This window comes from Caballeronia sp. AZ7_KS35, assembly GCF_023631045.1.
Taxonomy (GTDB): Bacteria; Pseudomonadota; Gammaproteobacteria; order Burkholderiales; family Burkholderiaceae; genus Caballeronia; species Caballeronia zhejiangensis.
In genome coordinates this window covers 976,169-988,724 of the sequence record NZ_JALQDV010000001.1, presented here as the reverse complement: position 1 = coordinate 988,724, position 12,556 = coordinate 976,169, and the positions used below count along the sequence as shown (strand labels likewise).

Annotated in this window: 16 protein-coding genes and 1 tRNA gene; 9 read left to right on the top strand and 8 right to left on the bottom strand. The window is 63.4% G+C overall.

What is annotated here, in order from left to right:
• Positions 1-49: 49 nt before the first annotated feature.
• The 3 genes from rpoZ to NCT05_RS04700 form a co-directional block, all read right to left on the bottom strand.
• Positions 50-253, bottom strand: a complete 204-nt coding sequence (gene rpoZ, locus NCT05_RS04710; protein WP_006999799.1) for a DNA-directed RNA polymerase subunit omega — start codon at positions 251-253, stop codon at positions 50-52.
• A 69-nt stretch (positions 254-322) separates the two neighbouring features.
• Positions 323-997 carry a guanylate kinase gene (gmk, locus tag NCT05_RS04705; protein WP_008350937.1) on the bottom strand — a complete coding sequence of 225 codons (675 nt, stop codon included), beginning with the start codon at positions 995-997 and terminating at the stop codon, positions 323-325.
• Positions 998-1,006: 9 nt separating this feature from the next.
• A complete protein-coding gene (locus tag NCT05_RS04700; RefSeq protein ID WP_250434147.1) occupies positions 1,007-1,957 on the bottom strand; it encodes a YicC/YloC family endoribonuclease in 951 nt (316 codons plus the stop codon).
• A gap of 244 nt (positions 1,958-2,201) precedes the next feature.
• Between NCT05_RS04700 and rph the strand changes: the two genes are divergently transcribed.
• The 6 genes from rph (at position 2,202) to NCT05_RS04670 (ending at position 6,820) form a co-directional block, all read left to right on the top strand.
• Entirely contained in the window at positions 2,202-2,960 is a 759-nt protein-coding gene (rph, locus tag NCT05_RS04695) for a ribonuclease PH (protein WP_008350941.1), read from the top strand.
• Complete coding sequence (rdgB, locus tag NCT05_RS04690; protein WP_008350944.1) at positions 2,953-3,570, top strand: RdgB/HAM1 family non-canonical purine NTP pyrophosphatase; 618 nt, start codon at positions 2,953-2,955, stop codon at positions 3,568-3,570. Before rph ends, rdgB begins: the two co-directional genes overlap by 8 nt.
• Positions 3,567-4,790, top strand: coding sequence for a radical SAM family heme chaperone HemW (gene hemW / locus NCT05_RS04685; RefSeq protein ID WP_008350946.1), 1,224 nt, complete (start codon positions 3,567-3,569; stop codon positions 4,788-4,790). The genes rdgB and hemW overlap by 4 nt, the downstream gene beginning before the upstream one ends.
• An 11-nt stretch (positions 4,791-4,801) precedes the next feature.
• On the top strand, positions 4,802-6,010 hold the full coding sequence (locus tag NCT05_RS04680; RefSeq protein WP_175981895.1) for an MFS transporter: 1,209 nt from the start codon (positions 4,802-4,804) through the stop codon (positions 6,008-6,010).
• Between the two features lie 45 nt (positions 6,011-6,055).
• Positions 6,056-6,145: transfer RNA gene (locus NCT05_RS04675), tRNA-Ser, on the top strand.
• A gap of 357 nt (positions 6,146-6,502) precedes the next feature.
• Positions 6,503-6,820: a hypothetical protein gene (locus NCT05_RS04670; protein ID WP_034471367.1), complete on the top strand. Its 318-nt coding sequence runs from the start codon at positions 6,503-6,505 to the stop codon at positions 6,818-6,820.
• A 14-nt stretch (positions 6,821-6,834) separates the two neighbouring features.
• On the opposite strand, the gene NCT05_RS04665 is transcribed toward NCT05_RS04670, so the two are convergent.
• Positions 6,835-7,005: a hypothetical protein gene (locus tag NCT05_RS04665; protein ID WP_160172884.1), complete on the bottom strand. Its 171-nt coding sequence runs from the start codon at positions 7,003-7,005 to the stop codon at positions 6,835-6,837.
• Positions 7,006-7,083: 78 nt separating this feature from the next.
• Positions 7,084-7,242, bottom strand: a complete 159-nt coding sequence (locus tag NCT05_RS04660) for a hypothetical protein (RefSeq protein ID WP_008350949.1) — start codon at positions 7,240-7,242, stop codon at positions 7,084-7,086.
• A gap of 140 nt (positions 7,243-7,382) precedes the next feature.
• On the opposite strand from NCT05_RS04660, the gene NCT05_RS04655 reads away from it, so the two are divergent.
• Together NCT05_RS04655 and NCT05_RS04650 are read left to right on the top strand one after the other, a co-directional pair.
• Complete coding sequence (locus NCT05_RS04655) at positions 7,383-7,862, top strand: TonB family protein (protein WP_008350950.1); 480 nt, start codon at positions 7,383-7,385, stop codon at positions 7,860-7,862.
• 302 nt (positions 7,863-8,164) lie between these two features.
• Complete coding sequence (locus tag NCT05_RS04650) at positions 8,165-9,469, top strand: MFS transporter (RefSeq protein WP_034471371.1); 1,305 nt, start codon at positions 8,165-8,167, stop codon at positions 9,467-9,469.
• Positions 9,470-9,490: 21 nt separating this feature from the next.
• On the opposite strand, the gene opgC is transcribed toward NCT05_RS04650, so the two are convergent.
• Positions 9,491-10,624, bottom strand: a complete 1,134-nt coding sequence (gene opgC / locus NCT05_RS04645) for an OpgC domain-containing protein (RefSeq protein ID WP_502801771.1) — start codon at positions 10,622-10,624, stop codon at positions 9,491-9,493.
• 311 nt (positions 10,625-10,935) lie between these two features.
• On the opposite strand from opgC, the gene NCT05_RS04640 reads away from it, so the two are divergent.
• Entirely contained in the window at positions 10,936-11,115 is a 180-nt protein-coding gene (locus NCT05_RS04640; RefSeq protein ID WP_034471375.1) for a hypothetical protein, read from the top strand.
• Between the two features lie 352 nt (positions 11,116-11,467).
• Here NCT05_RS04640 and minE read toward each other — a convergent pair whose 3' ends face one another.
• A complete protein-coding gene (gene minE / locus NCT05_RS04635; RefSeq protein WP_008350955.1) occupies positions 11,468-11,722 on the bottom strand; it encodes a cell division topological specificity factor MinE in 255 nt (84 codons plus the stop codon).
• A gap of 9 nt (positions 11,723-11,731) precedes the next feature.
• Positions 11,732-12,547 carry a septum site-determining protein MinD gene (minD, locus tag NCT05_RS04630; RefSeq protein WP_008350957.1) on the bottom strand — a complete coding sequence of 272 codons (816 nt, stop codon included), beginning with the start codon at positions 12,545-12,547 and terminating at the stop codon, positions 11,732-11,734.
• Positions 12,548-12,556 lie beyond the last annotated feature (9 nt).

Genomic DNA, 12,556 nt, shown 5'->3' with positions numbered 1-12,556 from the left:
GCGCTGGGTTGTCGGTTGCAAAAAATGAAACCGTGTGGAACTGCGGCCCTTAGACGGGCACCTTCTTCAACATTTCGATGCCAACCTGGCCCGCGGCGATCTCGCGCAGCGCGACGACGGTCGGCTTGTCGCGGCTTTCGATCTTCGGCGTGTGGCCTTGTGCGAGCTGGCGCGCGCGATACGTTGCCGCAAGCGCGAGCTCGAAGCGATTCGGGATTTGTTTCAGGCAGTCTTCGACAGTGATGCGGGCCATGTTTGTTTCCTTCGGAATATGGGTTTTATTCTACCTTATGTGACCGATCGACCCGGCCACTGCAATGCGTCACGCTTGCGGCGTGGAGTGGATGCCGAGGTCCACGAAAAGCTGCGTGTTGCGTGCGTATTGCGACGTGAAGCGCAGGCGCGTCGCGGCGACGAGACAGCGCAGTTCGTTAAGCGCGCGATCGAAGTTCTCGTTGATGACGACATACTCCGCTTCCGATGCATGCGCCATCTCGCTGCCGGCCGCGAGCAGACGCCGCACGATCACTTTTTCGGAATCCTGGCCACGTTTCTTGAGGCGGTCTTCGAGCGCATCGAGCGACGGCGGCAGAATGAAAATCTCCACCGCATTGCGGAACTGCTTCTTAACCTGCTGCGCGCCCTGCCAGTCGATTTCCAGCAGCACGTCATGGCCCTGCTTCATCTGCTCCGCGATCCACAGCTTCGATGTCGCGTAGTAGTTGCCGTGCACTTCGGCGCTTTCGAGAAACTCGCCCTTGTCGCGCCGCTCCATGAATTCATCGACGGACACGAAGTGATACTGCACGCCATTGGTTTCCTTCGAGCGCGCCTCGCGCGTCGTGTACGAAACCGACAGCAGAATGTCCTTGTCCTCGGCGAGCAGCGCGTTCACGAGCGTGGACTTGCCCGCGCCCGAGGGCGCTACGACCATGAACAGGTTGCCCGGATAGATGCCCGTGTAATGGCTGTGCGAGCGATGCGTGGTATTCGGCATGATGTTGCGTTACTCCAGATTCTGTACTTGCTCGCGCATCTGCTCGATGAGCAGTTTCAGCGTCATCGATGCGTCGGCGAGTTCCTTCGCGGCGGCCTTCGAGCCGAGCGTGTTCGCTTCGCGGTTGAGCTCCTGCATCATGAAGTCGAGACGCTTGCCGACCTTGCCGCCCTTTTGCAGCACATGGCGCGTTTCGTTCAGATGCGCGGTGAGACGCTGCAATTCTTCCGCGATGTCGATGCGAATGCCGTACATCGTCACTTCCTGGCGGATACGCTCGGCGATTTCCTCGCGCGGCACGCTCGTCGTGACCGCGCCGCCGCCTTCGGTCGTCGCGATGCCGAGCGCGTCCTGCAGCCGCTCGACAATTTTCTGCTGATGCTTCGCGATGAGTTCCGGCACGAGCGGCGTGATGCGCGCGACGATCGTTTCCATCTCCGTCACGTTGTCGATCAGCACTTTGCCGAGCGCCGCGCCTTCGCGCGCCCGCACTTCGATGAGATCGGCGATCGCCTGCTTGCCGCACGCGAGCACGGCCTCACGCAACGTTTCCTGCGACACCGAGCTTTCCGCGAGCACGCCGGGCCAGCGCAGGATTTCGCCGGTACGCATGCGCTCGGCGTCGGGGAAGATATCGAGCACGGCGCGTTCGAGCGCGGCGAGCTGCGTGAGCGCGTCGCGATTGAGCGCGCCCGCGTTTGCCGTCTGCTCGACGCGATTCAGGTTGATGCGGATATCGACCTTGCCGCGCGAGAGCTTGGTCATCAGCATTTCGCGCAATTGCGGCTCGGTCGCGCGCACGTCTTCGGGCATGCGGAAGTTCAGGTCGAGAAAGCGCGAATTCACCGTGCGCAATTCCACCGATACACCGACGCCCGAACCGCCCGCGCCATCGGGTCCCGCGCCATCCGCGACGACTTCGCGCGTCGCGCTGGCATAGCCTGTCATGCTGTAGATCATGGTACGTCTCGCGATAGAGAGCCTTCGTTGCGAAGACCCATTCGATACGAAACGCCCGGCGCTGTCGAAAGTGCCTGTGAGTGGCCTGCGTTGGGCCGCCGGGCGAGGAACCCGCATTATCCCATTTTTACCGCGAAAGCCGCCCGGACGGCGGACCGGCGCGCATGGCGCACGCGCAACGCCTGAAAGTGAATGACGATAAAATCGCTGGGTTTGCTGGTTCCACACTCTTCTTCCGACATCCATGACCGACTCTCCCCTGCTCAAGCCTTCTCCCCCGCGTCCGAGCGGCCGCCGTGCGAATCAGCTGCGCGACGTACGCATCACGCGGCATTACACGAAGCACGCGGAAGGCTCGGTGCTCGTCGAATTCGGCGATACCAAGGTGATCTGCACGGCGAGCATCGCCGAGCGCGTGCCCGAGTTTCTGCGCGGCCGGGAGCAAGGCTGGCTCACCGCGGAATACGGCATGCTGCCGCGCGCGACGCACACGCGCAGCGACCGCGAAGCCGCGCGCGGCAAGCAGACGGGCCGCACGCAGGAGATTCAGCGGCTGATCGGCCGCGCATTGCGCTCGGTGTTCGATCTGGACGCGCTCGGCGCGCGCACGCTGCATATCGATTGCGACGTCATTCAGGCCGATGGCGGCACGCGCACGGCGAGCATCACGGGCGCGTTCGTCGCCGCGCACGATGCGGTCGGCAAACTGCTCGCGTCGGGCAGGATCGCGAAGTCGCCGGTGAAGGATTTCGTCGCGGCGATTTCGGTCGGCATCTTCGCAGGCTCGCCCGTGCTCGATCTCGACTACGACGAAGACTCGCAATGCGATACCGACATGAACGTCGTGATGACGGGCGCGGGCGGCTTCGTCGAAGTGCAGGGCACGGCGGAAGGCGCGCCCTTCACGCGCGACGAGATGAACGAGCTGATCGCGCTCGCCGACAGCGGCATCAAGGCGCTGATCCTGAAGCAGAAGGAAGCACTGGGGATTCGCGGTGTCTGACGTCAATGGTCTTGGGCGCGTCGTGCTCGCATCGAACAATGCGGGCAAGCTGCGCGAATTCGCATCGCTGCTGGATGCGGCGGGCATCGAACTGATCGCGCAGGGCGAACTCGGCGTGCCCGAAGCGCCCGAACCGCACCCGACCTTCGTCGAGAACGCGCTGGCGAAGGCGCGGCACGCCGCGACGTTCACCGGCCTGCCCGCGCTCGCCGACGATTCCGGCCTTTGCGTGCGCGCGCTCAACGGCGCGCCGGGCGTGTATTCGGCGCGCTATGCGTCGATGAGCGGCGGCGCCAAAAGCGATGCCGCGAACAACGCGAAGCTCGTCGCCGACCTCGCTCAGCACACGGATCGCCGCGCTTACTACTTCTGCGTGCTCGTGCTCGTGCGTCACGCGGACGATCCCGAGCCGCTCATCGCGGAAGGCCGCTGGCATGGCGAAGTGATCGATGCGCCGCGCGGCGCAAATGGCTTCGGCTACGATCCGCACTTCTTCCTGCCGACGCTCGATGCGACCGCCGCCGAACTCGATCCCGCGCGCAAGAACGCGCTCAGCCATCGCGCGCTCGCGTTGCGCGAGTTACTGCAACGACTGAAGGAACTTGCGTGAGCGCCGGACCGAAGACGATCAACATCGTGCAGGCGTTCACGTCGCCGGGAAGCATCCGGCTGACGTCGCTGCCGCCGCTTTCGCTGTACGTGCATTTCCCGTGGTGCGTGCGCAAGTGTCCGTACTGCGACTTCAACTCGCACGAGTGGAAGGACGACACGTTTCCCGAAGAACGTTATCTCGATGCCCTGCGCGCCGATCTCGAAAGCGCGCTGCCGCTCGTGTGGGGACGGCAGGTGCATACGATTTTCATCGGCGGCGGCACGCCATCGCTGTTATCGGCGAAAGGGCTGGACCGCCTTCTCTCCGATGCGCGCGCGCTGCTGCCCATCGATGCCGACGCCGAAATCACGCTCGAAGCGAATCCCGGCACGTTCGAGGCGGCCAAGTTCGCGTCGTTTCGCGCGAGCGGCGTGAATCGTTTGTCGATCGGCATTCAGAGTTTCAACGAGGCGCATCTGAAGGCGCTCGGCCGCATTCACGATGCGATGCAGGCGAAAAAAGCCGTCGAGATCGCCGCGAAGCACTTCGACAACTTCAATCTCGATCTGATGTTCGCGCTGCCGCAGCAATCGCTCGACGAGTGCAAGCACGATATCGAGACGGCCATCTCGTTCGCGCCGCCGCATCTGTCGCTGTATCACCTGACGATGGAGCCGAACACGGTCTTCGCCAAATACCCGCCCGCGCTCCCCGACGACGACGCTTCCGCCGACATGCAGGACTGGATCCACGAGCGCACGCGCGAGGCCGGTTACGCGCGCTACGAAGTGTCGGCGTATGCGAAGCCGCACCGTCAGAGCAGGCATAACCTGAACTACTGGCGCTTCGGCGATTACCTCGGCATCGGCGCGGGCGCGCATACGAAGCTGTCGTTTCCGTCCAAGATTCTGCGTCAGGCGCGCTTCAAGCATCCTTCGAGCTATATGGATCACGCGCTTTCGCCGGCCGAAACCGCGATCCAGGAAGAACGCGAAGTCGGTCCGCGCGATCTGCCGTTCGAGTTCATGCTGAACACGCTTAGGCTCGTCGAAGGCTTTCCGGTGCATTCGTTCGTCGAGCGCACGGGACTGGCGCTGTCCGCGATCGAGCCGGCGCTCGCCGAAGCGGAAAAACGCGGGCTCATCACGCGCGACATCGAACGCATTGCGCCGACCGAACTCGGCCAACGCTTTCTCAACGATCTCCAGGAACTGTTCTTGAAGGATCCGCACAATTGAGCGCGCCGACGATGGCGCCGAACTCGGTGATGCGGCATCGCCCGTTCGCGCTTTTCTGGAGCGCTCGGGTGATGTCGTCGGTGGCGTTTCAGATGATGTCGGTCGCGATCGGATGGCAGGTTTATTCGATCACGCATAGCGCCTACGCGCTCGGTCTCGTCGGCCTCGCGCAATTCCTGCCGATGTTCGTGCTGACGCTCGTCGTCGGGCACGTTGCGGACCGTTACGACAGACGCGTGATCGCGTACGTGTGCCAGTCGATCGAGGGCATCGCCGCGCTCGTGCTGTGTCTCGGCGCGTGGCACGGCTGGCACGATGTCGCGCCGATCTACGCGATCGCCGCCGTGACGGGTGCGGCGCGCGCGTTCGAATCGCCGTCGATGGCCGCGCTCTTGCCCAATCTCGTCGCCCGCAATCAGTTGCAGCATGCGAGCGCGTGGTCGACGTCGGCGAATCAGACGGCGCAGATCCTGGGTCCCGCGATGGGCGGCGTGCTCTACGGGTTCGGCGCGCTGACCGTGTACGGCGCGGTGAGCGTCGCGTTTCTCGTCGCGGCGTGCGCCGTGGCCGCGATCAGAATCGACGAAGCCGTGCGTATGCGCGCGCCGCTCTCGTTCGAAGCGCTCTTTTCGGGTATCGGTTTCATTCGCAGCAAGCCGGTGATTCTGGGCGCGCTGTCGCTCGATCTTTTCGCCGTGTTGCTCGGCGGCGCGACCGCGCTCCTGCCGGTCTACGCGCGCGACATCCTGCATACCGGACCGTGGGGACTCGGCGTTCTGCGCGCGGCGCCCGCGGCCGGCGCGCTGGCCGGATCGATCTGGCTCGCGCATTTTCCGCTGCGGCAGCGCGCGGGCAATGCGCTGTTCGGCGGGGTGATCGCGTTCGGAATCGCGACGATCGTCTTCGGACTGTCGCGCAATATCTACGTGTCGCTGATTGCGCTGGCGGCGCTGGGCGCGTCGGATGTGATCAGCGTCGTCGTGCGGATGTCGCTCGTGCAGTTGCAGACGCCCGACGAAATGCGCGGACGCGTCGGCGCGATCAATTCGCTGTTCATCGGCACGTCGAATCAGCTCGGCGAGTTCGAATCGGGGATGACCGCGGGACTGCTCGGCGCGGTGCCGGCGGTGCTGATCGGCGGAATCGGCACGATTGTCGTCGCGCTGTTGTGGATGCGCCTTTTTCCCGCGCTCAAGGCGACGAAATCGCTCGAAGGATGAGCGTTCCTGCGCGGCTGCGAGTTGCGCTACAATACGCGCCTTGCTGGAGGTGTGGCCGAGCGGTTTAAGGCACCGGTCTTGAAAACCGGCGAAGGAGCGATCCTTCCGTGAGTTCGAATCTCACCGCCTCCGCCAGATCAAATCAAGCCTCGTAAGTTCAAACGCTTACGGGGCTTTGTCTTTTGCCGCTGCGTTTTCGCGACGCGCTCGAACGCGCCAAGGCTGGCCCGTTGCTTCGCTATCCTGAACCATCAATTTCAGACAAAACGCCTATCCGACGTCTCCGGAGCCACGTATCTTCCCTTCTGCCTCCTTCCGAGTTCCCCCCATGCTCGATTCGAAGGAGGTCTTCAATGGGAAAGGTTGGACTTGGGCCTCGCACTCGCGAGGCTTTTTTTCGTCCGATGCCACGCCCCGAGAAACAATCGACGTGAACACTACGGACATAACGCCATCTAACCGCCTCATCGATCACAACGCGGAGAGTCGCCCATGAAGTCAGGCCGCATCATGCCCATCCTCGTCGGCTGCATCGCCGCCGTGAGCCTGTCGGCGCATGCCCAGCCTCAGCCAAACGCGCAATGGCGCGCGACCGAAACAACGCTCTTCGACCTGATTCAAAACGGATATGGGATCGTCGCGGTAACGAGCGTGGCCGCGCGCAACTCCGGCCTTCCCGAAGACACCTACGTGCTTCAGAAAAACAATAGCCTCTACCGCTGCGTGGAAACGCGCGCGGCCGAAACCGGCGCGGTCAGATCTGCCGCGCCGATGCGCTGCGCCGAACTCGTCAAGCCCTACACCGAATAATCGAAACCGAACGCTCAATTGTCATCGGATCTGACGGGCGGCCGGACGTGCGGAACCGGCTCCGCCTTCGCAGCGTCCTGTTTGGGCGCGGCGCGTTGCGATTCGCTCTTCGAATGCGCCGCGGAAGCCGGTTGCTGCTTCCTTGCGGGCGCGCCCGACGGTGCAGGATCGTTCTTGCGTGTCATGGCATTCTCCCGAAATCCGGGGACATCCCCTTTCCACATTAGCACCGCGCCGCCGATACCGCACACGCCATGCACGACTCAGCCGACCGGCGCCTCGCCCTCACCCGACTGCTTGCCCGGCCTGTCGTTCGGACCTTGCTTGCGGTTGTCGTCATCGCGCTCGGGCAGCTTGCTTTTCTCGTTGTCGCTGTGCTCGGCCGTCTTTCCGTCTTCCGGACGGTTGGTCTCGCTGTTCATGGCGCCCTCCTTAAAGTGCTTTCGAATGAAAGCATCGGCAGCAAACTGCGCGCCTGAATGCGTCCGGGCGCACGAATTCGGTTCGCTGACGGCCTTTGCAGCGACTACCATTTAAGTAACGCCATCCCGCCATTGTTGCGATGTCCGCGTCACGTTTTCGCCGTACCGCCGCCGCGCTCGTCCTTGCGTCGGCGATGAGCGCCTGCACGATCACCCCGCCCCCCAGCGTCGTGGCTGCGCGCGCGCCCGCGCCGGCCGTCTCCGGTCAAACGCTCGACGAGTACAAGGCGCGCATCGCGCAGCGCATCTTCGAGCGCAATCCGTCGCTCGTGCTGAAGGGCACGCCGCAAGCGATGCTGCGCTCGTTCGTGCTCGTGTCGTTTACGGTGGATCGCGGCGGGCGGCTCGTCGAATCGTCGGTGTATCGCACCAACGGCGATGACGAAGCCGAAGCCACCGCGCTCGCCTCGCTGCGCCGCGCATCGCCGCTGCCCGCGCCGCCCGCGCGCCTTTTGAACGGCAACGGCCAACTGGAGCTTTTCGAAGGCTGGATGTTCAACGACAACGGCCAGTTCCAGCTACAGACGTCCCATTCGCCGCAAGCCACGACCATCGATTGATTGGCGCTCCGCCGGCACGCTCGTTATAATTTTTTGCACCCCGGCCGGACCCGCTTCCGGCGTGGCCTGCGCCTCGCGCTCACCCCGCGCGTCCGGCGTAGCGCCCGAGCGCAGCCGAACTGCGCCGCGACACCGCGCGCCACTCACGCGCCGTCCAACCCTGGCTTCCCGCCATTGCATCGCAATCCCTACAAAAAGCTGACGCGCGCCGGACGACGACATCGTTCGTCATTCCGATCGCTCTTGCCCGGCGATGCGCGCGACAATGCTTCGCACCAAGGCAACACGACAACGGAGACAACATGGCCTCACCCTCGCTTTCCGCCGCAAAGCCCGGCGACGGATCCCAAAGCGCTTCCCGCGTGATTTTCGCGAGCTTCATCGGCACCGCGATCGAGTTCTACGACTTCTATGTCTACGCGACCGCCGCCGCGCTCGTCATCGGACCGGTGTTCTTTCCGCACGACTCGCCCGCCGCGCAGGCGCTCTCGGCGTTCGTCACCTTCGGCATCGCGTTCTTCGCGCGGCCTATCGGCTCGTTCATCTTCGGACACTTCGGCGATCGCATCGGCCGCAAATCGACGCTCGTCGCCTCGCTGCTCGTGATGGGCCTCTCGACGACGCTCATCGGCTTCGTGCCCGGCTACGATTCGATCGGCAGCGCGGCCCCGATCCTCCTGTGCATCCTGCGGTTCGGCCAAGGCATTGGGCTGGGCGGCGAATGGGGCGGCGCGGCGCTGCTCGCGACCGAATACGCACCGAAGGGCAAACGCGGTCTCTTCGGCATGTTTCCGCAGCTCGGGCCGTCGATCGGCTTTCTCGCGTCGAACGGTCTGTTCTTCGGTCTCGCGCTCTCGCTCTCCGATGAGCAATTCCGCAGCTGGGGCTGGCGCGTGCCGTTCATCGTGAGCGCGGTGCTGGTCGCGCTCGGCCTGTACGTGCGCCTGAAGATCGCGGAAACGCCGGCGTTCCGCGCGGCCGTCGAGCGCGAAGAACGCGTCAAGGTGCCGGTCGCGACGCTGCTCGGGCGGCATCTCGTGCCGACGCTGCTCGGCGCGTTCGCGATGGTCGTCTGCTACACGCTCTTCTATATCTCGACGGTGTTTTCGCTGTCGTACGGCGTGGCCAAACTGCATTTCGCGCGCGAGACCTTCCTCGGCCTTCTGTGCCTCGCCGTGGTGTTCATGGCGCTCGCCACGCCGATCTCCGCGATCGCGAGCGACCGTTTCGGACGCAAGCCGGTGCTGATCGTCGGCTGTCTGCTGGCGATCCTCTCCGGCTTCGCGATGGCTCCGCTCCTCGGCAGCGGCGACACGATCCAGGTCGCGCTCTTCCTGACGATCGAGCTCTTCCTGATGGGCGTCACGTTCGCACCGATGGGCGCGCTCCTGCCCGAGCTCTTCCCGACCAACGTGCGTTACACGGGCGCGGGCGTCGCGTACAACCTCGGCGGGATTCTGGGCGCATCGGTGGCGCCGTACATCGCGCAATTGCTCGCCAATCGCGGCGGGCTCGCGTGGGTCGGCGGATATGTGTCGGCGGCTGCGGCGGTGAGTTTGATCGCCGTGCTGTGCATGCGCGAGACGCGCCACATCACGCTGGAGTAAGCACGAGAGAAACCGGCGCGCTCAGCGATCGCGCCGGCTCGTGGCGTGCGCCGGGACCGGCCTGCCCTCGATGACGGGCATACGCGGCGCCGGCCGCTCGACGCTCTTCGCACGCGCCGCTTTCGCCGCCTTCCGATCCGCCCAGAAGCGCGCGAGCGCAAGCAGGCCGACGATGGCGATGCCATCGGCGATCAGCCCCAGAATCCAGTGCGACGGATACCGCCCGAGCCCGAGCACGCCCATCGCGCGCAGCGCCGAATCGAGCACGAGCGACACGCATGTGCCCGCGATGAAGCACACGAGCCCCTGCTGGCCGATCGTGACGACGCCCGGCAGCCTGCGTGCGAGCTTGCCGACCCAGCCCGCATACACGCCGCGCGCGACGATCCACGCGATGGCGGCGAAGCTCACGATGCGCAGCGTCGCGAGATTCTGCTTCATGTATCCCGGCGGCGCCTGCGTTTCGAGGAAGAGCTTGGCGAACGCGAAGGTCAGCGCCAGCGCGATCGCCCCGGCGGTCAGCCAGCGCGCGAATCGGCCGGCGTGGAATTCGTCGCTGATCGGCTGCACGCGCGCGAGCACGCCGGTCATGAACATCAACTGCCACGCGAACGGATTGAACGACCACGCTTCGCCGTATGTGCCCGGCAGGAAGCGCAGCAGCGGCATGGCCGCGAGCCACACAAGCAGGCTGCCGAATATGGCGATGACGGGTTTCCTCTGCGCGAGCGGCACGATCGCCGGGACTGCGAGCGCGAACACCGAATACATCGGCAAAACCGCCGACAGATACGGCTGCTGACGCAACAGCACGATATCGACCGCAAGGCCGAACGGCCGCGTGAGAAAGTTCGGCCACTCGGTGTACTGGACCATCGGCGTGTCGACTTGAAGCGCCATCAGGATCGCGCCGCCGACCAGCATCAGAAACGCCGTGAACAGATACGCGCGATAAATTTCCCAACTGCGTTTGAAAAAGCGTCGGCGGGCGGCTGAATCGCTACGGCGAGTCGCAAGCGCCGTATAAGCCGCCGCCGACGCATAACCTCCGAGAAACACGAAAACTTCGGCGGAATCGCAAAACGCATACTGGTGCAGCGTAAAGCGCGATAGCACGCTTCCCGTTATATGGTCGACCGCGATAATGAGCAGCACGATTCCTCGAAAGAAATCGACTTCGAGAGAACGTGTCGTCGGGGAAGTCATCTGGCGAATGCTCCACGGACCTGCGGTTTGGGCGCGCCGCCGGACGGGCTGGCGCACATACGCGGTTTGTACCTGCTCCGAAAGGAAAATTCCCTTAATCAACGAGTATTTAAATTAACACTCGGTGCCAGTCGGCAAGCTGGCGGCAAAATGACTTTTTTGTCCGCTTTCCAGTAAATATGCCGCTGCCTATACTCGAAACAAGTTTGACAAAAACGATGCGCGGAAAACTTGTGCCGCGAACCAGAAGGAGGCCGGGCATGCGTATTCATGTTGAGAGCGCTCATCTCGTCGCGATGATCGCCATCGCGCTTTCGACCGCGTTGCTGCTCGCGATCAAGTTCCGACCGGCGACATGGCGAGGCGTGCTCGTCGAAGCCGTCATCGCGAATGTCGGCGCGATCCTGGCCGTGCTCGCCTTCGAAGTGCTGACCGCCTGAGCCGCGCGCGCCGGCATCAGACGCCGGACCTACAGAAAAATTTCAAATCGGTTGAACTTTCCCCCGCGCGGGCACTCTGAGCAGGTAATGCCGTTCGTCGGATCGCTCGTCGAACCTAACGCACGGCTCTCATCTCCTCTCCGCTCCTGCTTATGGCGGGAGCGTTTCTTGGGCGCCCGGCGAAAGCCTCGCGCCTGTTCTTTTTTCTGGCCCCGGAAAACGCTGATCGACCGCGCATCGGCGGCGTCGAAATGACACGCGCAAACGATAACGCGCCAAGCAAAAGAGCCAGAATCCCGAGACTCTGGCTCTTTCGATAAACGCGGCGCGCAAGCACGCGCCGCACGCGGCATCACGCCTGCGGAATTTCGATCTTCACTTCCAGCACTTCGAGATCGTCCTGACGTTCGAGGCTGACTCGAATATCGTCATCGGAAATCTTCACGTACTTCGAAATCACGGCAACCAGTTCCCGTTGCAACGCCGGCAGATAATCGGCGGCGGCTTTGCCACCCGCGCGCTCGTGCGCAATGATCAACTGCAAGCGTTCCTTCGCGACCGTAGCGGACTTCTTCTTCTCGCCCAGCAAAAACGAAAGAATCGACATTGCGTCCCCTTACTTGGTGCCGAAGATGCGTTGCAGCAAACCGGGCTTCTGATAATCGGTGAAGCGCAGCGCCTTTTCCTCGCCGAGGAATCGCGACACCACGTCCTTGTACGATTCCGCGACATCCGTGCCATCGAGATGCACGGCCGGCAAACCCTGGTTCGATGCGTGCAGCACCGCTTCCGATTCCGGAATCACGCCGATCAGATCGATGCGCAGGATTTCCTGGATGTCGGAGAGCGACAGCATTTCGCCCTCGCTTACGCGCTTCGGGTTGTAGCGCGTGATGAGCAGATGTTCCTTGACCGGTTCCTTGCCTTCGATCGCGCGCTTGGTCTTCGACGACAGAATGCCCAGAATGCGGTCCGAATCGCGCACGGACGACACTTCCGGATTCGTCACGATGAGCGCTTCGTCGGCGAAGTGCATTGCCATCAGCGCGCCGGATTCGATGCCCGCCGGCGAATCGCAGACGATGTACTCGAAGTCCATCTTGATCAGCTCGTTGATGACCTTCTCGACGCCTTCGAGAGTCAGCGCGTCTTTATCGCGCGTTTGCGATGCCGGCAGGATGTAGAGGTTCTCGCACTTCTTGTCCTTGATGAGCGCCTGATGCAGATTCGCTTCGCCCTGGATGACGTTGATCAGGTCGTACACGACGCGGCGTTCGCAACCCATGATGAGGTCGAGATTGCGCAGACCGACGTCGAAGTCGATCACGGCCGTCTTGTGGCCGCGCAATGCGAGCGCCGATGCGAAGCTCGCGCTGGTGGTCGTCTTGCCGACGCCGCCCTTTCCCGAGGTCACCACAATGATTTTTGCCATACAAGTACC